We start from the raw sequence: 19,563 nt of genomic DNA on the forward strand, positions 1-19,563 counted from the left end.
GAAGAAAAACTGAATAAAAGGACTCTTTATTGAAATTAAATCATCCTAAAATGTTTTAAAATAGCAGATTGTAAAATTCTTACCATCATATGACGGGGATATAAAAGATGTCGATTTATTTTGTTCACCATGAAATAATTTCCTTGTAATATAGGGATTCATCCAGTAGGCAATTTTGGTACTCAGAATTCCAATTCCGGCACCTGCAGCTACATCTGTAAGCCAGTGCCTGTTGTTGTACATTCGAAATATGCCAGTACCTGCAGCCACCGCATAACCCGCCACGCCGTACCATATAGATTTGTCTTTATATTCCTGATATAAAAATTCAGCGCCTGCAAAAGCGATAGCGGTATGACCAGAAGGAAATGAATTATTGGAAGATCCATCGGGCCGCTCTACATTGGTAATTGATTTCAAGGCAAAAACAGAACCGACAGTTATAATTGTTGAAGTTGCCAAAATTACAGAGCGGTCGCGCATATTATTTTTTCCCTTGACCCCAAACGCATTAAGCGCATAAACAGAAACGGCAGGAACATATCTTGAAAAATCATCTATTGTAACTTTTTTATCAATGTCTTCTGTAAATTCGTCGCGTATCTGAAAATTGAAACTTTTTATCTGCCCGCTTTCAGCTCCCCAAAAACCATATCCTATCAAAACACCTGGAATGATAAGCTGTTTGTAATTGAAGGTGATGTTTTTAACCGTGTCATTTACTATAGAATCCTTTGGAACAGTATTTTGCCCTATGGTAAAGCACGCAAAAAGTAAGGAAACAACTGAGAAAATAAATTTTTCCATCATTTTTTTTAGTATATATCTTTAATAAAGTTACTACAATTTTAGATTATAAATATTCACTCCCGATGATGCTATAAAAAAACATTAGTGGTAACGATTTTTTTATAGCATCAAATCCAGATGCATTAAAATTTTCTCTGGGTAGGTTAATTATTTGCACCACCACCGGTGTGATCCCTTGCACGTTCATCTTCCTGAAGCTACTTATGGCCAAGCTGCCCGATTTCGAATTCCTTCTTTACTGGATTATCCTTTTGGGGCGCTTTGGTCTCAAAGGAATCATTTTGAGCCTCATTGCTCTTTTGGGTATCCATATCGGTTTGAGACTCCTTTGAAGGGGCATTCCCTGTAAGGTCCTTTTCTATGTCCTTGCCCGTTATGTCTTTGGGACCGCTTTGGGGTTCCTTATAAGGGTTCTGCGGGTCATAGGGGCTGGGTATTTTTGGCTTTGGTTTTTGGGTCTTTGATCGGGTTTTGGGAATTACGGTGGTCCTTGTGGTAATTTCTGGTTGTATGGTAATTTTTTGTTTTATTTTTTTATTTAGAATATTGCTGTTGTTTTTTTTTTTTTGTTTTAATATTTTTTTGGAGCTTTTTCCCGCTATCCGTTGCAATCTTTTGTGCCTCCCGAAGCCTCGGGACCGGCACAAAAGGATTTTCACTTTTATCGGGGCTAGGGCTGCTGGAGAGCCCGGCTCTTTAGACTAATAAAATAAGCGAGATTATAAAAAAAATGGCTCCAATTGTCTTCAATTGACGCCATTTGGCTTGTTTGTGAGAGGAACAGGACAAAATTCTATAAAATTTATGGACGATTTGACAAGATTGTCATACTACGTGTAGCGTGTGTCTTTTTTTGGCTTTATGAATTTATTTTGGATGTCTTGTTGGGGATTGATGGAAAGTTACGGAATAATTTATTTGATGTAAAAAACTTCCATAACTTATTATGGAAAATTTGAAGGCAATACACTCGTTTTTAAAGAGGAGATTAATAGGTAACACTTTAATAGTTTTTATTTATTTTTTGCAATTCAGTTGGGGAGTAACCAAACTGTTTTTTGAACGCAAAGGAAAAATGAGACAAATTTTCAAATCCTGTCTCATAATAAATTTCAACAGGATTTTTGTTTTTTTCTGTAAGCTTATAATGTGCAAATTCCAATCTTTTTTTGGTTAGCCATCGTTGTGGTGTACTATTGAAAGCCTTATGAAAATCCCGTTTAAAAGTGGTCAGACTTCGGCCTGTTAAATAGCCAAACTTTTCCAAAGGCATATTAAACATAAAGTTCTTCTCCATAAAAGCAATTAAATCAATCTTTTCAGGTTCGTCAAAGTTTGCCAGTATAGCGTCAATATCCTGGTCAATAGTTCGAAGTATTGAAATGGCTTCTGTAATTTTCAACGAAGCGATATTTTCCGGAAAATTGTCCTGCATTTCAAAATACGGAATCAGCGAAGCTAAGCAGCTTTCCAATAATGGATGTCTATGAAAACTGAAAATTTTTGGTAAGGCAGTTTTTAGTTTTGCATTTTGGTGATCATAAAATTCACGAAGCCTTTTAGCCGTTAAATGCATCGCAACTGCTTTGTGGGGCAATCCATCTTTTGTAATATTAATGATTGTCGCCAATTGATTTCTGGGAATTAAAAAAGTACTGCCCGGGCCAAATACAAAACTTTCATCTGCCTGGATAATTTTGGTTTCACCAGAAATTAACCACACAAGCAGATGATCATTAAAAGCGGCTTCCGTTTTAAATAACTTACCACTGTAATTGGAAAGTTTGATGTCCGGGTTTATGTAATTTACCTGATAATCCATAATTGCTTGTGTGCTATAAAGATACAAATATTAACTTAGATCGAAATTTATTCCGGTCATCTCCTCGCTTAATTTCCATAAACGTTTTGCATTTTTTTCATCTAATGAATATGGTTTAATACCTCCAATAATTTTTTCATTTGAATTTAAAGAAGCTATATCTGCATTTTCACAATAAACTCCGCCAATATCCTTGAGCAGTTCGCTTGTGGCAGCCCAAATTGTTGTGGCTGCGCCTTGTGGAATTGTTTTTAATGAGGCTGCAACTTCAGGCAATATGTTTCCTTCAGCATCACTGTAACCTAGTTTTTGGAACAAGTCAATTGGTGCTTCTCGCGCTAATTCAGTTTCTGCGACAGCGCCCGGGCATAATGAATAGCTTCGCACATTAGAGGCTTTCGCTCGTGTGTCCAATTCCAGTGAGAAAAGATTAACCGCAGTTTTTGACTGTCCGTATCCCTGTAAAGTTTCATACTCTCTATTTAGAAAATTAGGATCCTTAAAATCAAAATCAGAAAATTGATGCCCTCCCGAAGAAACATTTACCACTCTTGCGCCATTTGCTTTTTTTAGGGCAGGCCATAATCTTGCCGTGAGCTGAAACAGCGCCAGATAATTGGTTGCCAACTGCGATTCATAGCCCCTTTTATCCCTGCGCAGCGGCACCCACATGATACCTGCATTGTTAATGAGTAAATGAAGCGGTCTTCCTGAAAGCAAAAACTTTTCAGCAAAAGCATCAATAGAATCGGGATTCATTAAATCCATTTTTTCTATTATTACATTGGCAATTCCGTCGAGATTTCTTTTCGCTTTCTCTACATCTCTGGCTGGCACAATAACCATTGCGCCTGCTGCTGCAAGTGTTTTAACGGTTTCCAGGCCGATGCCTGTATTTCCGCCCGTTACAATGGCAATTTTTCCTGTAAGATCAATTCCGTTTATAACTTCTTTTGAGGTAGATTTAGCATCAAATCCGGAAGCTTTAGCTTTCTGCAATTTCCCTTGAAAATTATTCTGTTCCATTTTTTAAAATTTTAATTGTTTAGCAGGACAAAATTAGATGATACAGGAAGCAGTGACTTTGTTTAAACGTCTTATTATTCTTTGTTTAAAAGTCCGAATTAAAAAAGTGCTGGTCAATGTGTTTAATATTACTACATTTATAGCATTAACTATTTCAAACTGATTTTGTATCAGTTTTATGATGTTTATAGACAATGAAAAAAGCAAAATCAACCCAAGATATAAGTACTGGTGCAGAGACTTCTCAAAATGAGCTTTTCCACAATGAAGGAGCCATCTTATTAGAATTAGGGAAAGACATTACAAGAGTCAGAGAAAAAAAAGATTTGATTTTTTTATTGTCTAAACGAATAAAAAGTCTTTATTACTTTACTCATACAGTATTGACATTGATTGATGATAGAGATAAAACCTACAAAGGGTTTTTATTAGATACTGCTGCTGATGAGATATTGGAAAAAGAGGCATATGCCAAATTGCAAAAAAAGCATTTTACGCTTAATGAACCTTTTATAAAAGCAGTTCTTGATGCTGAAAATCCCATTTCTTTTTTACTTGAAGAAGTTAAAGATAATCCTAAAAGTCCTTCCTTTTTACAGGTGAGTTATGAAGGCGGTATTAGGGAAATTTTAATGGCAACTCTATGGATTGAAGATAAGCCACTTGGTTTTATTCATGTTTATTCAAATAGAACTGATAGTTTTACTACAGAGTTTCGAAATATTATTAAAGGTATTGCGCCACAGCTTTCCATTGCTGTTTCTAATATTATTAAAAATGAAGAACTGCAGAAAAAAGAGCAGGAAAAATCATTCCTGCTTGATTTTAGTAATGATATTTCAGAAGTTAGAAACAAACAAGATCTGTCGCTTGCAGTTCGGAGGGCATTAAAAGGAATCAATCCGTTGCGTGGTTATGTGATTCGAAAATTAAATGATGACGGAAATTCGTTGAGTACTTACATATACGATGAAAGTATTACCACAAATGAAGATCCTTTTTTACAAGAATTGCTCGAACAAAAATTTCCTATCGATGATGGTTTACAAAACAGAGTTCTTGATAGTTATATCCCGTTATTATTTAATGTAGATATCGAAATAGATCGTGGCATAACAGCGCCATATCTTTTCTTTTGGAAAAATTTGGGGTTTAAAAGAATGGTAGGGATTGCGCTTCGAAATGGAGACAGTATATTAGGCATGTTGTGGCTTGCTATCGAAGAAATTAATATTTCGTTATTACAGGGAATTTGTTCGCAAATTTCTACTGCCATGTCAAATATTATAGCCAATGAATTATTAGAAAACAAAAATAACGAGCAATCCGTTTTACTGCATTTTAGTAACGAAATTGCAGGAGTTCGAACCAAAGAAGATTTACAGCTTGCGATAATAAATGTACTGCGAGACCTTTTGAGTACTAAATTGGCTATGTTGAATGTTTTTGATAATGACGGAATAGGTTTGAGCCCTTATATGTTTGACAAAACACTTTTTGAAAAAGCAGAAATAGATTTTGATAAAATGACGGCAATAAAACTCGATATACATGAGCCTTATACAGCTCAGGTAATAAAAAGTGGCAGTCCGGTTGTTTTTAATGTTGAAGAGGAATTACGGCTAACTAATTCAGGTTTTGCACAACTCTGGAAGAAAGTTGGTTTTGAAAATGCTTATGGAGCATTACTCAAAGTTGGAAATTCAAATGTTGCGACCATGTGGCTTTTGGCAGATAAACTGGACCCTTCGGTATTAAAAGGAATTTGTTCCCAAATTTCAGTTGCAATTGCTAATATTCAGGCTAATGAAAAACTTCTGTTGTACAAACAACAGCTGGAACATGAAAATGTTTATTTGAAAGAACAAATCAAAAACATATATAATTTTAGCGAGATTATAGGAAGCGGTAAACAAATGCAGAAGGTATATCACTTAATGTCTCTGGTAGCTGAATCTAATTCGACGGTTTTAATTCTTGGAGAGACAGGAACCGGAAAAGAATTAATTGCCCGGGCCATTCATAATGCATCCCAAAGAAAGGATAAATTGATGATTAAAGTGAACTGTGCTGCAATGCCGGCAAATTTAATTGAGAGCGAATTATTCGGACATGAAAAGGGAGCTTTCACCGGAGCAACAGAAAGAAGATTAGGTAAGTTTGAACTGGCCAATAACAGTACTTTATTTTTAGATGAAATTGGAGAAATGCCATTGGAAGCTCAGGTAAAATTACTGCGTGTCATTCAGGAACGCGAATTAGAACGTGTAGGAGGAAAGGATACCATAAAAGTCGATGTCAGAATTATAGCGGCAACCAATCGTAACCTCGAAGAAGAAGCTGAAGGTGGGCGTTTCCGTTCGGATCTGTTTTACAGATTAAATGTTTTTCCTATTTATCTACCCTCACTTCGCGAAAGGATGGAAGATGTAGAAGCACTCGCTAATTTTTTTGTAGCCAAATACAATAAATATAATGGCAAAAATATAAACTGTATTGCGCCAAAAGCAATGCAGCAATTGCATAGTTATTTATGGCCTGGAAATGTGCGGGAACTGGAACATCTTATAGAGAGAAGCGTTCTTATGACTACAGATTCTGTTTTGCGCGAAGTATATCTTCCTAAAAAAACAGATAAAAATGATGCCGAAGAAAATATCTTCAATAAATCATTAGAAGAAATGGAGCGTTTGTTTATTATTAATGCACTAAAAAGATGCAACGGCAAAATTTCAGGAGCCGGAGGTGCTGCTGAAGTTTTGAACATCCCGGGAAATACACTTCATTCGAAAATGAAAAAACTTCTCATTACCAAATCAGAATACTTTTAAATACCTAACCATCCTAAAATAATGCCCATTACAACTAAGTAATGGGCATTATTATTTTAAGTACAAAACTTATATGATATCAAATTTAATTTTTCACTATATACAGTGAAAGTTAAAATGATTTCCCTTTGTAAAGGGAAGTTTTAAATCTGAATACATGTATAAGTTATTGATTTATAATGTCTTAACTGAATGGCACGTAAATTGGCTATTACTAAATGAAAATGAAAATCATTTATAACAATTTAAAACAGACATCATGAAAATTTTAGTAATTGGCGGAACAGGATTAATTGGATCAAAAGTAGTAAACAAATTACGTGATCAGGGACACAACGTAATATCAGCAGCACCTTCTACAGGTATTAACACCATTACAGGTGAAGGACTTGCAGAAGCAGTCACTAATACAGATATCGTAATTGATCTGGCAAATTCTCCATCATTTGCAGATAAAGAAGTTTTGGAATTTTTTGAAACTTCGGGCAGAAATCTTTTGGCAGCAGAAATTAATGCAGGCGTCAAACATCATATTGCACTTTCGGTAGTAGGAACAGATCGTTTGCAGCAAAGCGGTTATTTTAGAGCAAAACAAGCTCAGGAAAATTTAATCAAAAAAGCAGGAGTTCCTTTTACTATTATTCACTCTACACAATTTATGGAATTTCTTGGCGGAATTGTTGCCTCTGCACATGAAGGCGGAAGTGTTACTATTTCTCCGGCAAAAATTCAGCCAATCGCTTCAGAAGATGTTGCTTCAATGGTAGTTGATCTTGCACTTGGAAATCCATCCAACGGAATTGTTGAAATTGGAGGCCCGGAACGTTTTAAACTTTCAGAACTTTTACAGACTTATTTAACAAAAACCAGTGATCCTCTTCAGGTCATTTCAGATGAGAAAGCTTTATATTTTGGAGCACCTCTTGAAGAACTTACGCTAGTTCCGGCATCTACAGCGCAATTGGGCAGCATCACTTTTGAACAGTGGTTTCCTAACCGTCCACAAAGAGCATAATCAAATTAAATTATAAATGGCTTCGATGCCCGTTGAAACGAAGATGACGGGTAGGCAGTTTGTCGAGGCGGTTGTAATGGGCATGCACTTTCCACCCGTTCGTGCATATTAAAATCCCTACGTCAGCGTAATTATTTGCGAAAATCTGATCAGCAACACGACAACTCAATGGGCAGCGGTGCAATTTTAACCTCTTAAATCAAATATTATGAACAAGTTAGTTTTATCAACAGTAATCACCCTCGAAGTACAGGGAGATGAGCAATTTTTTGCCAGAAAAGCAAGATCAAAAGACTTTGACGGACTGATGGATCCCATCATAGGTTTTGATCATTTTGAATTGAAACATGATATTTTCGGACCACATCCACACGCAGGAATGTCGGCTATAAGCTACGTTTTTGAAAATTCTGCGCCGTATCACAGTATCGATTCTCTTGGTAATAATGTTGTCATAACTCCGGGCAGTTTACTTTGGACCTACGCCGGAAAAGGTGTAGTGCATTCTGAATTTCCTGTTCCTGACGGCGCTACTGTTGAAGGCTTACAATTGTTCGTCAATATTCCGGCAGCAAAAAAACAGCAAGCCCCTAAAAGTGTTTTTATAGACCAGTCTCAAATACCTGAAATAATAGAAGAGGGCGTTCGTGTAAGAGTCGTTTGTGGTAAAAGCGGAGATGTAATTAATAAAATTGAGACTCCTGAGGAACTTACCATGCTGCATGTTTTTTTAGAAGCAGGAAAAGAGTTTTCTCACGTTCTTCCTGCGCAGTGGTCAGGAACCATAATTGTTATTGAAGGTTATTTTGACTTTATAACCAATCAGGCCACCACCGAACTTGAAGAAGGTATGGTAATCTCAGCAGCGCATTCTGATTATGATGAGTCTTTAAAATTTATCGCCATAACCAATTGTCAATTTATCCTGATTTCCGCAAAGCCTTTAAATGAAACCTTATTCTCAAAAGGAGCAATGGTTATGGATTCCCAAGAAGCACTATCAAATGCCCTTGAAAATTATAAAAACGGCAAAATGGGGTTTATTGAAGGCGAATCCAGAAAAGTGATTCAGCCAATTGCCTAAACAGACTTCAGAAAATAAAAAAATTATTAATATTAAAATAAGTGGATTATGAGACTTGTTAATATTTTGCAATTACTGGGTTTGTCAAAACAAGCCGGTTACAGCAGTAAATCAGAAAGTGAATTTGATTTACATCACCATGATTTAGACGACGGAAGCGAATTACTGGATGAAACGCTCCATATGAAAGAGCAACCTTTTGAGGATCGCGAAGAGGACGATTACGCTTCTATATTTTAAAAATAAACAAACAATTATTTATAAATCTTAAATACAATTATTATGCAAGAATTTTTAGTAGTGATCCACAGAGATCTAACAAGCGAAAAACCAGTACCAACTCCGCAGCAAATGAAAGAAGCCATCAAACCTTATCAGGATTGGATTGCAGGAATTGCAGCTCAGGATAAATTAGTTGCGCCGCCAAAACGTTGGGATTTAGACGGAAGAGTGATTAAACATACCAAAATGGGAAATCATATTACCGAAGGGCCTTATGGTCACGGAAAAGAATCAATTGGAGGTTTATTCCTGATTAGATCCAATGACTATGACGAAGCGGTAAAAATCGCAGAAGCCTGTCCAATTATTCAGTACGGAGCTATTGTAGAGGTTCGTATGTCAATTCCGGTGGCATAGACAAAATTAAATAGGCATGTCTGGAAAAGTAAGGCATGCTTATTTTTTATCAATTAAATACAACCATTAAATCAAAAAATCATGAGTTCAAGATTAATTATAGGAAAAACATTTCCTGAAGGTTTTAAGGTATTAACCGAATTAGATAGAGCAATTAAAGAATCTGGTCTGGATAAATGGTATCAGGAGCTGATTAAAATTAGCGCTTCCCATTTAAACGGCTGTGCATTTTGCCTGGATAAACATACGTACGATGCCCTTGAATTAGGAATCGATGCCAGAAAAATTACTTTGGTAGGAGTTTGGAGAGAAGCTGAAAATCATTTCTCAGAAAAAGAACAGCTTATTTTACAAGTTACGGAAGCTATTACATTGATACATGAAAAGGGGCTTTCAGAGGAATTGTACTCAAAATGTATAGCTTTATTTGGAGATAATGATACCGTAAAAATAATCATGGCCGCAACCGTGATCAATACCTGGAACCGAATTGGAGTTGGTTTTAAGATGCAGCCCAAATTCTAATAGTAAATCCTATTTTATTATTCAATTTAATATTAAAAAATGTACACAGGAAAATCATACAAACTATTAGAATTTATTGTCTGGACAAGAAAAAGCATTTACCTGTTAATTATAATGAGCTTAATTCCAACCGTTTTATATCAAATTCTAGAACTAAAATGGCTTGGTATTTCCTGGACAGTTGTAGCGTTACTAGGAACTGCGACGGCATTTATTGTTGGTTTTAAAAATACGCAAACCTACAACCGAACCCTCGAAGCGCATCAGACATGGACTTCAATTTTAAGCACAAGCCGATCTTGGGGAATTATGAGCAGGGACTTTTTGAATGATTCTGAGAAAGCAAAATTACTTGTTTACAGACATATTGCCTGGCTCACCGCTTTGCGTTATGAAATGCGCTCGTTTCGCGTGTGGGAAACAACCCGAAGAAAACACAATACAGAATACCAACAATATTATGTAATCCCCGAAAATGAAATTAGTCTTCAGGAAGAGTTGTCTAAATTTCTTTCTGAAGATGAATTGCAATACATTGTAAAAACAAAAAATAAAGCGACTCAAATTATGGCGTTGCAAAGTAAAACATTGAAAGAGTTATATAATAACCAGGAAATTGTAGTGCTTCAGTTTGTTGATTTTCAAAGGACAATAAAAGATTTTTACACACAACAGGGCAGAAGCGAGCAACTAAAAGATTCTCCTTATCCCAGACAATATGCCATTATTAATACGTTGCTGGTTCGCTTGTTTTGTTTTTTGCTTCCATTCGGATTATTAAAGGAATTTGATAAACTCAATGAAAGTATTGGCGGAATAATGCGCGGAAATATGGTTTGGCTTGTCATTCCGTTTAGTGTTATTATTTCCTGGATGTATACATCTTTAGGACAAGTGGGTGAGAGTACAGAAAACCCTTTTGAAGGAAATGCCAATGATGTTCCGATTTCTAAAATATGCAAAGTAGCAGAAATTGACCTTAGGGAAATTTTGGGAGAAATTAATTTGCCTGAAACTCCTCAGCCACAGCATAATATTATTTTATAAAGAATTTTATTTACCAATCTTCAGCATAAAATCAATGCTGTTATTATTGCTTTACAAACAGCAATAATGTTATAAACTATCTAAATCATGGAAAAGCACAACGACCCTTTGCAGGAAATTCAATTTCCTGCCAGCAATTTTTATGGCCAATTTTTAACGCAGCAAGATCTTGATGCAGAATATGATGTTGAAAAAGCAGTTTCTAATTTCCCCGACTATATCAAGAAGTATGTTACTGACAGTCAGCAAGCGCGTAGGGTTTTAAAAGACAGATTCGTAATAGCTTATGGACCAACATTAATGGAAAGACTGACGGTTTATCCAGCCAAAGATACCGGAGCGCCTGTTTTAATTTTTATCCATGGAGGTTATTGGAAAATCGGACTTGGAGATGATTACGATTTTGTAGCTATGGGGATAGCTAAAGCTAATTTTACAGTGGTAATTGTCAATTATGATCTTGCGCCAAAAGTAACTATTCCGGAAATGGTAAGGCAGATACGATCTTCTATCGCATGGACAAGCCAGAATATTTTGCAATTTAATGGAGATCCAAAGCAAATCTTTGTCGCAGGGCATTCTGCCGGAGGACATCTTGCTGCCATGTCGGCCATTACAAACTGGTCAGATTATGGATTGCGCGAAAATACGATTAAAGGGATATTGGTGGTCAGCGGTCTTTTTGATTTAGAACCTGTTTCTCACACTTTTGTTCAGCCTGCAATTCGCATTACAGCAGATCAAATTCTTTCTTCGAGTCCTATTAGATTAATTGTCCCGAGTAAAATTCCGCTAATTGTCGCTTGGGGAGATCAGGAAACGGAAGCTTTTAAAAGACAGTCATCCAATTATCTGCAAGCCTGGCTAAATAAAGGAAATAATGGAACTGCACTTGTGTTACCCAAAAATCATTTTAGTATTCTAAAAGAGTTTGCATCAGAAGGTTTACTGACCAAAGCAATAATTACGCTTTCTGAAAATCAGAAAGCAATAGCATAAAGAGATAAAATTTTAATATTTAAAAAATATACTAATGAAAAATTCATGGCCTATACTTTCCTATGAAAAAGGAAAACCCACGTATGAAACCCTTCAATTGTGGACACAGATTTTAGGAAAAATTAAACTGGCAATACTACCATGGGCAAATCATTCCTGGAATTGTACGCTTCATATTACTCCACTGGGATTAACTACACAAAACATTCCTTATAGCAATAAAGATTTTCAGATTGATCTTGATCTTGTTTCGCATCAATTGCGCATTGTAACCAGTTTGGGAGAAATTCAGGATTTTTATTTGCATAATTTAAATGTAGGCGATTTTTATAAGCTTATTTTTGAAAAGCTCAATGAGCTTGAAATAAAAATCGAGATCCTGACTACACCTTCTGAAATTGAAAACCCAATTGCTTTTGAGCTTGATACGGTTCATAAAACTTATGAAGTTGGACAGGCAGTGAACTTCCATAAAGCTTTGTGTGGTATTCAGGATGTATTTATGATCTTTAGAAGGGATTTTATTGGTAAAAGCAGTCCAATACATTTTTTTTGGGGAGGTTTTGATCTTTCCCTGGCATTTTTCTCAGGGGAAAAAGCTCCAAAACATCCGGGCAAAATGCCAGGAATGCCAGACTGGGTATTGCAGGATACCTTCAGCCATGAAGTAAGTGACTTTGGCTTTATAACTGGCAACGAAGCATATCCTGAAGCTGCTTTTTATTGTTATCTATATCCTGAACCAAAGAATTATAAACAAGGAAAAGTAATGCCTGCTGAAGCATTTTATAATGAAGCTTTAGGACAATTTATTTTACCGTATTCTGCAGTTCAAAGTTCTGATAATCCTGAAGAAAAGTTACTGGAATTTTTAAGAAGTACTTACGCTATTGGCGCAATACTAGCCAATTGGAAATCTGATTTATGGGAAGAAAACAGAAATTTTAAGAATGAAATTTCTATCATAATATAATTCAAAAGAGCTTCCAAGAAGCTCTTTTTTGTAAATTAAAATATAATTTTTGAATCCTCAATCTTGCATTATAATCAAATCAGATTTCAAAAAGACTATGCCTGCCAAATCCCCAAAAAAAATCTAGCAGTTCTTTTTTTTGATCTGTATTTATTTTCTCGGGCATCGACTTGAATGTTTGATTTTCTGTATATTTTAGAATGGTTTCTCCCAACGGGATCCCATCGGTATGGTGTTTTATCATCATATTGGCAAAATCCTTGTCTGTTGAGCCGGTTGTTTCAGGCATTTCCATCATTGACATCATATTGTCCATCATCGCTTTGCCTATCTTCTCGAAGCTGTTCATTGCCCAGCTGTCCAATTTCGAATTCCTTCCTTACTGGATTCTCCTTGCCGGGCGCTATGGTCTCAAAGGAATCATTTTCAGCCTCATTGTTCTCTTGGGTATCCATATCCGTTTGGGACCCCTCCCGTGGGTCATTCTCTATAAGGTCCTTTGCTATGTCCTTCACCCTTATGTCTTTGGGGCCGCTTTGGGGTTCCTTATAAGGGTTCTGCGGGTCATAGGGGCTTGCTGTTTTTGGCAGTGCTTTTTGGGCCTTTGATTTGGTTTTGGGAATTACGGTGGTCCTTGTGGTAATTTTTGGTTGTATGGTAATTTTTTGTTTTATCTTTTTAATTAGATTATTGCTGTTGTTTTTTTAAAGGGGTGCCCGGGGGCAGGTTGGGCGGTATATTTTTTTAGGTTTAATATTTTTTTTGGAGCTTTTTCCCGCTATACGTTTCACCCGAGCGCTAGCGAACTGGCGAAGCAATCTTTTGCGCCGAACCCCGGCACAAAAGGATTTCCACTGCTATCGGGGCTAGGGCTGCTGAGGAGCCCGGCTCTTTAGACTAATAAAAATAAGTGAGATTATAAAAAAATGGCTCCAATTGTCTTCAATTGGTGTCATTTGGCTTGTTTGTGACAGGAAAACCACAAATTTCTATAAATTTTATGAACGATTTGAAGAGATTGGCTTACTACATGTAGTGTGTGGTTTGGATGTCCTGTTGGGGATTGATGCCGATTTAACTAATAATTACTATAAATCTCGTATTGGCTTAGCTATTGAAAAATGTAATTTTTATTCAAAAAATTTAGTCGGAGAAAGAGGTCCCGCTTGCCTTATATTGACCCAGTATTTACTGGTATTTTTAGCATTATTTTAAATTTGGTACACCCATAGGTACACTTAAAATTCAACTCTCATAACTGGCTGTAAAAATAAAAAAGTAGTCTAAAATTTAAATGATTATATTTTTATTTTAATAAAAAATTTTAGTTGCGAGAATGTTAGATTTTTTTTAAATATACTCGAACTTATATAACATATTAAAAATGTTAATTAAATGATCTACGGTAATCAAGCGGTGATAGCTTCAGCTTATTTTTGAAAAGTTTATTAAAGGATTGAGGGTGTTCAAAACCAAGGCTGTATGCAATTTCTGCAATGGTCAGATTTGTTGAACTCAATTGGTTCTTTGCCCTTTCAATTATTTTATTATGAATGTGCTGCTGTGTTGTTTGTCCAGTTAAGGATTTAAGCATGTCAGAAAGATATCTTGGCGAGACTTTTAAATGATTTGCAACCTGCTGTACATCTGGTATTCCATCTTTAAAATCTGCATTATGATCAAAAATGGATGATAAATAGTTCTCCAACTGCACAATCAGGTCATTGTATACTATCTTTCTGGTGATAAACTGCCTGTTATAAAAACGGTTACTGTAGTTAAGTAATTGCTCAATGTGTGTTACTAAGACATCTTGGCTGAAGTGATCAATATTGGTATCTAGCTCAATAGCAATAGCATCAAATATTGAAAAAATAACTTTCTTTTCTTTATCAGATAAGTAAAGAGCTTCTGCGACGGAATAGGAGAAAAAACCATATTTTATAATAGTATTCCCCAGTGGATAGTTCCTTATAAAATCAGGATGAAAAAGTAACGTATAGCCGCTATAATCTTTTTCTTCGTCAGCTGCAGCTATTAATTGGTTTGGTGAAGTGAAGGAAAGGCCACCCTCCTCAAAATCGTAATGGCCCTGTCCATATCTTAATTTGCCGGAAAAATGTTTTTTAAATGATATTTTATAAAAATTAAGCATGTAACCTTTGCCAATTTCAGCAGTATCAATCTTGATATCTTTGTAATCAACGAGTGCCACCATAGGATGCAATGGTTTAGGAAGGCCTAAAGCATTAAGCATTAACGATATGCTTTGGAAATGATGAGGCTTATGGTTCTCTTTTTTCATTGTAGTAGTGAAGTATAAATTCGATCAGGTGTACGTGTAAAGTTATTAAATTAAATAATTTGCTAATCATTGGTTAGGCAAACTAATTTTGCTCATAAATATTTTCTCTGTCATATTCTATTGTAAAGTGAGCTATATCCTAAATGTACTAAACAGTTGTGATAATCATCGGTGATTTTTTATCAGCACCCATAAGTGGTTCATGGGTGCTTGGTTTTTTTATATTTTATAGATTTGAGTAATTTCTTTTCGATGCGCTTCAAAACCGATCTTTTCACGCTTTTCTGACAAGGCAATTGCATCTTTTCCGGCAGCATATTTCTGTTGATCTTTTTCATCAGTTGCTGCCTCGTATATGACTGAAGCGATTTCTTCAGGCTCAGAGAAATGAATCAGGCTGCCGTCCTGAAAACCTTCCATCATTTTATTCCACAAAGCATCATAGGCGGAATGCTGTTCTAATACCAGTGCAGTACTTCCAAAATTTGTCTTTATGCCTCCCGGAGCTACAGTTTTAAATTTTATTCCAAAAGAGTTAAGGTCGTAGTTCATCGACTCTGACCATCCTTCAAGTGCATATTTTGTTGCAGTGTATACAGATGCAAAAGGGCTGGCAGCAATGGCAACTGCTGAGGTAACAGTTATAAATAGTCCCTGCTTCTTGCTTTCCCTGAAATAGGTAACAAAAGGATGTGCTACACGAAGAACACCAGTAAGGTTGGTATCTATTTGTGTGTCTATTTGTTCTGCAGAGTATGCTTCAAATGGTCCGGTTAATCCATAGCCGGCATTATTTAGCACTACATCGATGTCTCCTAGTTCAATGGCTGCTTTTATTGTTTTTTGCACCTGCGAAGGTTGCGTAAGGTCTAGAGCCAATAGTGTTACATTCTCAAGTGTGTTTAGTTCGGTTTCTTTTTCAGGATTTCGCATTGTAGCGATGACTTTCCAGCCATTGGATTGAAATAATTTTGCAGCAGCTTTGCCCAGTCCTCCTGATGCTCCGGTAATAAAAATTGTTTTCATGATAAATTTGCTTTTAAATTGAATTATTATACACTGCAAATATCCGACGATACCTTATGGTGCATGTATCCATTATGGGTGATCTTGTAGCCGGAATTACAAAAAATAAAATAAAATGTTAATTTAAAACAATCGTTTCAGAATTTAATTTACATTTGCAAAATAATTTGAAAAGGCCATGGCGAGAAATGTTGAATTTAGTGAAGAGATAGCGATCAAGAGAGCAATGGAAGTTTTTTGGAAGAAAGGATATCTTGGAGCATCGATGCGTGATTTAACGGATGCTATGCAGATTAATAGCAGCAGTCTATACAATACTATTGGTGATAAGCGTGAGCTTTTTGTTAGATGTATTGGAAGCTATGTGCAAAGCAGCAAAGAGAAAACACTATCGAATGCCAAGAAAAATAAGTCTCCGTTGCAAACGATTATCAACTTTATTAATGATACAGTTGACACTATTGCAAGTAATAACAGCTGTCTGGCGATACAAACAACTTTTGAATTAGCGTCAACAGATGCTGAAGTGAAAGCCATACTTAAGGATGGTGATGATTTTGCCCATCGTTTTTTATTGGAGCTCGTACAAGAGGCAATTGATAAAAATGAAATAAGTGCAGATACGGAAGCTGAGACCATGACAGACTTTCTCATTAATGCATTTACCGGATGGCACGAATCCTACATACTTCATCAGGACCCAGTTAGAATTAAAAAAATGGCAAATTTTTTAATTGTCCAGCTATTAAAATAATTTTTTTTCTTTAATTTTAAAACAATCACTTTAGAATTAAAAACATAAATAGTACTTTAAAGATAATCATTTAAGGCAAAAAAGCCAGCCTTTATTTTGAAACAATCAATTCAGAATTTTGATTACTATATGGAATGACAGTCTTAATATATTCATTAATTAATATTCAATAAAACAAAAATAAGATGAACAAAAAATTAAATTTTCAGGAAACTATAAAAAGGTCACAAAATATCAGGAAACTATATCATAAGCTTGAAGACCTGCATCATGGAAGCAAATGGAGTGTAGAAGAGGATGCACTGGCATTTCTTACAGATGCGGGGTTAGTTGGAAGACTCACTATGTCTCAGCAGCAGCGCTGGCCGGCAGGAGATGCCACCATACCGGAATTAGAGCATAAGCTTGGAGAATGTATGTGGTGGTTAGTAATCCTGGCTGAGCGCATGGACATTGATATTGAACAAGCTGTCGAAAAATTTCTAACAAAAACCGAAGGTCTACTTGGCGCGTAAAAAACACAACTAATTAATTTAAATAAAAATAAAGATGACAAAGATAAAAAAAGAAGTTTCAAGATTATTAATTTATGGAGCAGCAGGTTATACCGGCAGATTAATTACACAGGAAGCCGTTAAAAGAGGATTGCAATTTGAAATTGCCGGCAGGGACGAAAAAGAACTGATAGAATTGGCTAAAGAGCTAAATGTGGGGTATCATGTTTTTTCAGTAGATGACCAAAAAGGCTGGGAAAGCAGTTTATCTGGGAAAGCTTCACTGCTGAATGTTGCAGGTCCGTTTAGTGCAACTGCAGAACAGGCAATGAATGCCTGTATTGAGAATAAAGTCCATTATATTGATATTTCTGCAGAGATTGATATTTATAGACTCGCAGAAAGTAAGGACCAAGCTGCAAAAGAAGCCGGAATAATGATTATTTCTGGTGCGGGCCTATTTGTTAGCTACGATCCACTGGCTGTACATGCCGCTAGTCTGGTTAATAATCCGGTAAGGCTGCGTGCGGCTTTCAAATACTCAGGTGGTTTTACACCCGGATCTATAGCAAGCAGCGCAAATATTGTCAATGCAGGTCTATTAGTGAGAAAAGATGGGAATCTTATTAAATTAACTCAGGCAGAATCTGCATCCTTTGATTTCGGGAATGGACCCGAAGACTGCATGCTGACGCCTCTGGGTGGAACTGTATTATCTTATAAATCTACAGGAATCAAAAATATAGAAGAATATTTTCAAATGGCTCTTCCGAAAGATCTTCCAAGCAGTGAGGCGCTTAAGATAGAGGATGCAGAATTACATAAGACTCAATATGAAGAAAAAAGTATTATCGTAGTGGAGGTACTTGATGCAGATGGCAGTATTGCAATTTCAAAGATAGAAATGCAGGCGGGTTATGCGCCAACTGTTTTTTCTGCTGTTGAAGTAGCCGTCCGAACACTTGATGGATTCACCAAGACCGGGTTTCAGTCTCCAGGTTCGGTATACGGGGAAAAGCTGCTAAATGCGCTGCCTAACGTAATTATTACCGATATGGTGAATAACTGTTCTTCAATTCTTGACACGGCCCAGCTTATCTAAATAGAAGTTAGTAATTATTAATAATTCATTACGCTGGATAAAGTGGAAACTCAAAAAAAAATAAAATACTCAATTCTCGAACTTGCTTTTATTGTGAGCGGTTCGACCATTTCGGATACCTTTAATAATAGTGTAGAACTTGCACAGCAGGCCGAAAGCATGGGCTACAGCCGATTCTGGCTTGCAGAACATCATAATACGATTACCATTGCAAGTTCCGCTACCTCAACCCTGATAGGGCACATAGCAGGAAAAACGCAAACTATCCGAGTTGGTTCCGGAGGGATAATGCTGCCGAATCATTCCCCTTTGATTGTTGCCGAACAATTTGGAACTTTAGGGATTTTGTATCCTAATCGGATTGATTTAGGTCTTGGAAGGGCTCCGGGTACCGACCAGGCCACAGCTAATGCTATTCGATCAGACCGAAGAGGGGCAGCTAACAATTTCTCAGGTGAAGTTAAGCAGTTACAAAACTACTTTTCCAATAATAATGAAAATAAAATGGTGCGCGCTATAGTGGCCGAAGGTGTTGATGTTCCGCTTTATATTTTGGGATCCAGTACAGATAGTGCTCATCTGGCTGCAAAAATGGGATTACCGTATGTTTTTGCCAGTCATTTTTCACCTGCGCAATTATTTGAAGCTCTTGATATTTACAGAAGAGAGTTTCAGCCATCTCCTTATTTGGACAAACCCTATGTCATTGCAGGAGTAAATATTGTAGTGGCGGAAACAGATGCGAAGGCAGCTGAAAATTTCACTTCACACCTTCGTTTTTTTGTTGGTGTGATAACAGGGAAAACAGAGCCATTACAGCCACCTACACCAATGAGCGATGAGCTAAGGATGTTGAGGGAGCATCCTAAGGTCATGGATATGCTTAAGTATTCATTTGTTGGAAGCAGGCAGATTGTTGCGGATCAAATTAAATTTTTTATATCAGAGACTGGTGTCGATGAAATAATGGCTGTCTCTAACATCCATGAACATAAAGACAGGATTACATCATACAGCATTATATCGGATATTTTTAAAGAAATGAACCGGACTTAGTACTAAATACGTTTTTTTGACTACAACATTCGAGAAAATGGATAATCTCAACAAT

The 19,563-nt window shown here is 36.3% G+C and carries 21 protein-coding genes; 14 read left to right on the forward strand and 7 right to left on the reverse strand.

What is annotated here, in order from left to right; all coding sequences use genetic code 11:
- Positions 1-45: 45 nt before the first annotated feature.
- The 4 genes from FLP_RS00895 to FLP_RS00910 form a co-directional block, all read right to left on the reverse strand.
- Positions 46-807: a phosphatase PAP2 family protein gene (locus FLP_RS00895; RefSeq protein ID WP_065447615.1), complete on the reverse strand. Its 762-nt coding sequence runs from the start codon at positions 805-807 to the stop codon at positions 46-48.
- Between the two features lie 200 nt (positions 808-1,007).
- Positions 1,008-1,421 carry a hypothetical protein gene (locus tag FLP_RS00900; protein WP_065447616.1) on the reverse strand — a complete coding sequence of 138 codons (414 nt, stop codon included), beginning with the start codon at positions 1,419-1,421 and terminating at the stop codon, positions 1,008-1,010.
- Positions 1,422-1,813: 392 nt separating this feature from the next.
- A complete protein-coding gene (locus FLP_RS00905) occupies positions 1,814-2,632 on the reverse strand; it encodes a helix-turn-helix domain-containing protein (RefSeq protein ID WP_065447617.1) in 819 nt (272 codons plus the stop codon).
- Positions 2,633-2,662: 30 nt separating this feature from the next.
- On the reverse strand, positions 2,663-3,658 hold the full coding sequence (locus FLP_RS00910; protein ID WP_065447618.1) for an SDR family NAD(P)-dependent oxidoreductase: 996 nt from the start codon (positions 3,656-3,658) through the stop codon (positions 2,663-2,665).
- Between the two features lie 194 nt (positions 3,659-3,852).
- Here FLP_RS00910 and FLP_RS25705 point away from each other — a divergent pair, with 194 nt between their 5' ends.
- From FLP_RS25705 to FLP_RS00955, 9 genes are all read left to right on the forward strand, one after another.
- Positions 3,853-6,489, forward strand: a complete 2,637-nt coding sequence (locus FLP_RS25705; RefSeq protein ID WP_243397546.1) for a sigma-54-dependent Fis family transcriptional regulator — start codon at positions 3,853-3,855, stop codon at positions 6,487-6,489.
- 259 nt (positions 6,490-6,748) lie between these two features.
- A complete protein-coding gene (locus FLP_RS00920; protein WP_065447619.1) occupies positions 6,749-7,504 on the forward strand; it encodes an SDR family oxidoreductase in 756 nt (251 codons plus the stop codon).
- 208 nt (positions 7,505-7,712) lie between these two features.
- Positions 7,713-8,588 carry a pirin family protein gene (locus FLP_RS00925; RefSeq protein ID WP_083195765.1) on the forward strand — a complete coding sequence of 292 codons (876 nt, stop codon included), beginning with the start codon at positions 7,713-7,715 and terminating at the stop codon, positions 8,586-8,588.
- 48 nt (positions 8,589-8,636) lie between these two features.
- Positions 8,637-8,828, forward strand: a complete 192-nt coding sequence (locus FLP_RS00930) for a hypothetical protein (RefSeq protein ID WP_065447620.1) — start codon at positions 8,637-8,639, stop codon at positions 8,826-8,828.
- A 42-nt stretch (positions 8,829-8,870) separates the two neighbouring features.
- On the forward strand, positions 8,871-9,227 hold the full coding sequence (locus tag FLP_RS00935; RefSeq protein WP_065447621.1) for a YciI family protein: 357 nt from the start codon (positions 8,871-8,873) through the stop codon (positions 9,225-9,227).
- A gap of 81 nt (positions 9,228-9,308) precedes the next feature.
- Positions 9,309-9,752 carry a carboxymuconolactone decarboxylase family protein gene (locus tag FLP_RS00940; RefSeq protein ID WP_065447622.1) on the forward strand — a complete coding sequence of 148 codons (444 nt, stop codon included), beginning with the start codon at positions 9,309-9,311 and terminating at the stop codon, positions 9,750-9,752.
- A 39-nt stretch (positions 9,753-9,791) separates the two neighbouring features.
- Positions 9,792-10,799 (forward strand): bestrophin family protein, encoded by a 1,008-nt coding sequence (locus tag FLP_RS00945; RefSeq protein ID WP_065447623.1) that lies wholly within the window; start codon positions 9,792-9,794, stop codon positions 10,797-10,799.
- Between the two features lie 87 nt (positions 10,800-10,886).
- On the forward strand, positions 10,887-11,798 hold the full coding sequence (locus FLP_RS00950) for an alpha/beta hydrolase (RefSeq protein WP_065447624.1): 912 nt from the start codon (positions 10,887-10,889) through the stop codon (positions 11,796-11,798).
- A gap of 34 nt (positions 11,799-11,832) precedes the next feature.
- Positions 11,833-12,771 carry a DUF5996 family protein gene (locus tag FLP_RS00955; RefSeq protein WP_065447625.1) on the forward strand — a complete coding sequence of 313 codons (939 nt, stop codon included), beginning with the start codon at positions 11,833-11,835 and terminating at the stop codon, positions 12,769-12,771.
- A 79-nt stretch (positions 12,772-12,850) separates the two neighbouring features.
- Here the strand turns inward: FLP_RS00955 and FLP_RS00960 are convergent, their stop codons facing one another.
- Positions 12,851-13,120 carry a DUF305 domain-containing protein gene (locus tag FLP_RS00960; RefSeq protein WP_083195766.1) on the reverse strand — a complete coding sequence of 90 codons (270 nt, stop codon included), beginning with the start codon at positions 13,118-13,120 and terminating at the stop codon, positions 12,851-12,853.
- Positions 13,121-13,707: 587 nt separating this feature from the next.
- On the opposite strand from FLP_RS00960, the gene FLP_RS25225 reads away from it, so the two are divergent.
- A complete protein-coding gene (locus tag FLP_RS25225; protein ID WP_123921632.1) occupies positions 13,708-13,986 on the forward strand; it encodes a hypothetical protein in 279 nt (92 codons plus the stop codon).
- 172 nt (positions 13,987-14,158) lie between these two features.
- Here FLP_RS25225 and FLP_RS00970 read toward each other — a convergent pair whose 3' ends face one another.
- Both FLP_RS00970 and FLP_RS00975 read right to left on the reverse strand, forming a co-directional pair.
- Positions 14,159-15,076, reverse strand: a complete 918-nt coding sequence (locus tag FLP_RS00970; RefSeq protein ID WP_065447628.1) for a helix-turn-helix domain-containing protein — start codon at positions 15,074-15,076, stop codon at positions 14,159-14,161.
- Positions 15,077-15,295: 219 nt separating this feature from the next.
- Positions 15,296-16,102, reverse strand: a complete 807-nt coding sequence (locus FLP_RS00975) for an SDR family oxidoreductase (protein ID WP_065447629.1) — start codon at positions 16,100-16,102, stop codon at positions 15,296-15,298.
- Positions 16,103-16,280: 178 nt separating this feature from the next.
- On the opposite strand from FLP_RS00975, the gene FLP_RS00980 reads away from it, so the two are divergent.
- The 4 genes from FLP_RS00980 to FLP_RS00995 all read left to right on the forward strand — a co-directional run bounded on the left by FLP_RS00980 (position 16,281) and on the right by FLP_RS00995 (position 19,508).
- Complete coding sequence (locus FLP_RS00980; RefSeq protein ID WP_065447630.1) at positions 16,281-16,856, forward strand: TetR/AcrR family transcriptional regulator; 576 nt, start codon at positions 16,281-16,283, stop codon at positions 16,854-16,856.
- A 185-nt stretch (positions 16,857-17,041) separates the two neighbouring features.
- Complete coding sequence (locus FLP_RS00985; protein WP_065447631.1) at positions 17,042-17,371, forward strand: MazG-like protein; 330 nt, start codon at positions 17,042-17,044, stop codon at positions 17,369-17,371.
- A gap of 34 nt (positions 17,372-17,405) precedes the next feature.
- Positions 17,406-18,452, forward strand: coding sequence for a saccharopine dehydrogenase family protein (locus FLP_RS00990; protein ID WP_065447632.1), 1,047 nt, complete (start codon positions 17,406-17,408; stop codon positions 18,450-18,452).
- A gap of 42 nt (positions 18,453-18,494) precedes the next feature.
- The gene (locus FLP_RS00995) at positions 18,495-19,508 is read left to right on the forward strand and encodes an LLM class flavin-dependent oxidoreductase (RefSeq protein ID WP_065447633.1); all 1,014 of its coding nucleotides are present in this window, start codon (positions 18,495-18,497) and stop codon (positions 19,506-19,508) included.
- The last annotated feature ends 55 nt before the right edge of the window (positions 19,509-19,563 follow it).

Origin of the sequence: Flavobacterium piscis, assembly GCF_001686925.1 — a bacterium.
Lineage (GTDB): Bacteria > Bacteroidota > Bacteroidia > Flavobacteriales > Flavobacteriaceae > Flavobacterium > Flavobacterium piscis.

Bases quoted from the DNA above. Each gene is read 5' to 3' on its own strand.
- FLP_RS00990 (WP_065447632.1), top strand. From the start codon at position 17,406: ATGACAAAGATAAAAAAAGAAGTTTCAAGATTATTAATTTATGGAGCA.
- FLP_RS00925 (WP_083195765.1), top strand. From the start codon at position 7,713: ATGAACAAGTTAGTTTTATCAACAGTAATCACCCTCGAAGTACAGGGA.
- FLP_RS00950 (WP_065447624.1), top strand. From the start codon at position 10,887: ATGGAAAAGCACAACGACCCTTTGCAGGAAATTCAATTTCCTGCCAGC.
- FLP_RS00905 (WP_065447617.1), bottom strand. From the start codon at position 2,632: ATGGATTATCAGGTAAATTACATAAACCCGGACATCAAACTTTCCAAT.
- FLP_RS00970 (WP_065447628.1), bottom strand. From the start codon at position 15,076: ATGAAAAAAGAGAACCATAAGCCTCATCATTTCCAAAGCATATCGTTA.
- FLP_RS25705 (WP_243397546.1), top strand. From the start codon at position 3,853: ATGAAAAAAGCAAAATCAACCCAAGATATAAGTACTGGTGCAGAGACT.
- FLP_RS00940 (WP_065447622.1), top strand. From the start codon at position 9,309: ATGAGTTCAAGATTAATTATAGGAAAAACATTTCCTGAAGGTTTTAAG.
- FLP_RS00930 (WP_065447620.1), top strand. From the start codon at position 8,637: ATGAGACTTGTTAATATTTTGCAATTACTGGGTTTGTCAAAACAAGCC.
- FLP_RS00975 (WP_065447629.1), bottom strand. From the start codon at position 16,102: ATGAAAACAATTTTTATTACCGGAGCATCAGGAGGACTGGGCAAAGCT.
- FLP_RS00985 (WP_065447631.1), top strand. From the start codon at position 17,042: ATGAACAAAAAATTAAATTTTCAGGAAACTATAAAAAGGTCACAAAAT.
- FLP_RS00920 (WP_065447619.1), top strand. From the start codon at position 6,749: ATGAAAATTTTAGTAATTGGCGGAACAGGATTAATTGGATCAAAAGTA.
- FLP_RS00910 (WP_065447618.1), bottom strand. From the start codon at position 3,658: ATGGAACAGAATAATTTTCAAGGGAAATTGCAGAAAGCTAAAGCTTCC.
- FLP_RS00955 (WP_065447625.1), top strand. From the start codon at position 11,833: ATGAAAAATTCATGGCCTATACTTTCCTATGAAAAAGGAAAACCCACG.
- FLP_RS00895 (WP_065447615.1), bottom strand. From the start codon at position 807: ATGGAAAAATTTATTTTCTCAGTTGTTTCCTTACTTTTTGCGTGCTTT.
- FLP_RS00945 (WP_065447623.1), top strand. From the start codon at position 9,792: ATGTACACAGGAAAATCATACAAACTATTAGAATTTATTGTCTGGACA.
- FLP_RS00935 (WP_065447621.1), top strand. From the start codon at position 8,871: ATGCAAGAATTTTTAGTAGTGATCCACAGAGATCTAACAAGCGAAAAA.
- FLP_RS00960 (WP_083195766.1), bottom strand. From the start codon at position 13,120: ATGAACAGCTTCGAGAAGATAGGCAAAGCGATGATGGACAATATGATG.
- FLP_RS00980 (WP_065447630.1), top strand. From the start codon at position 16,281: ATGGCGAGAAATGTTGAATTTAGTGAAGAGATAGCGATCAAGAGAGCA.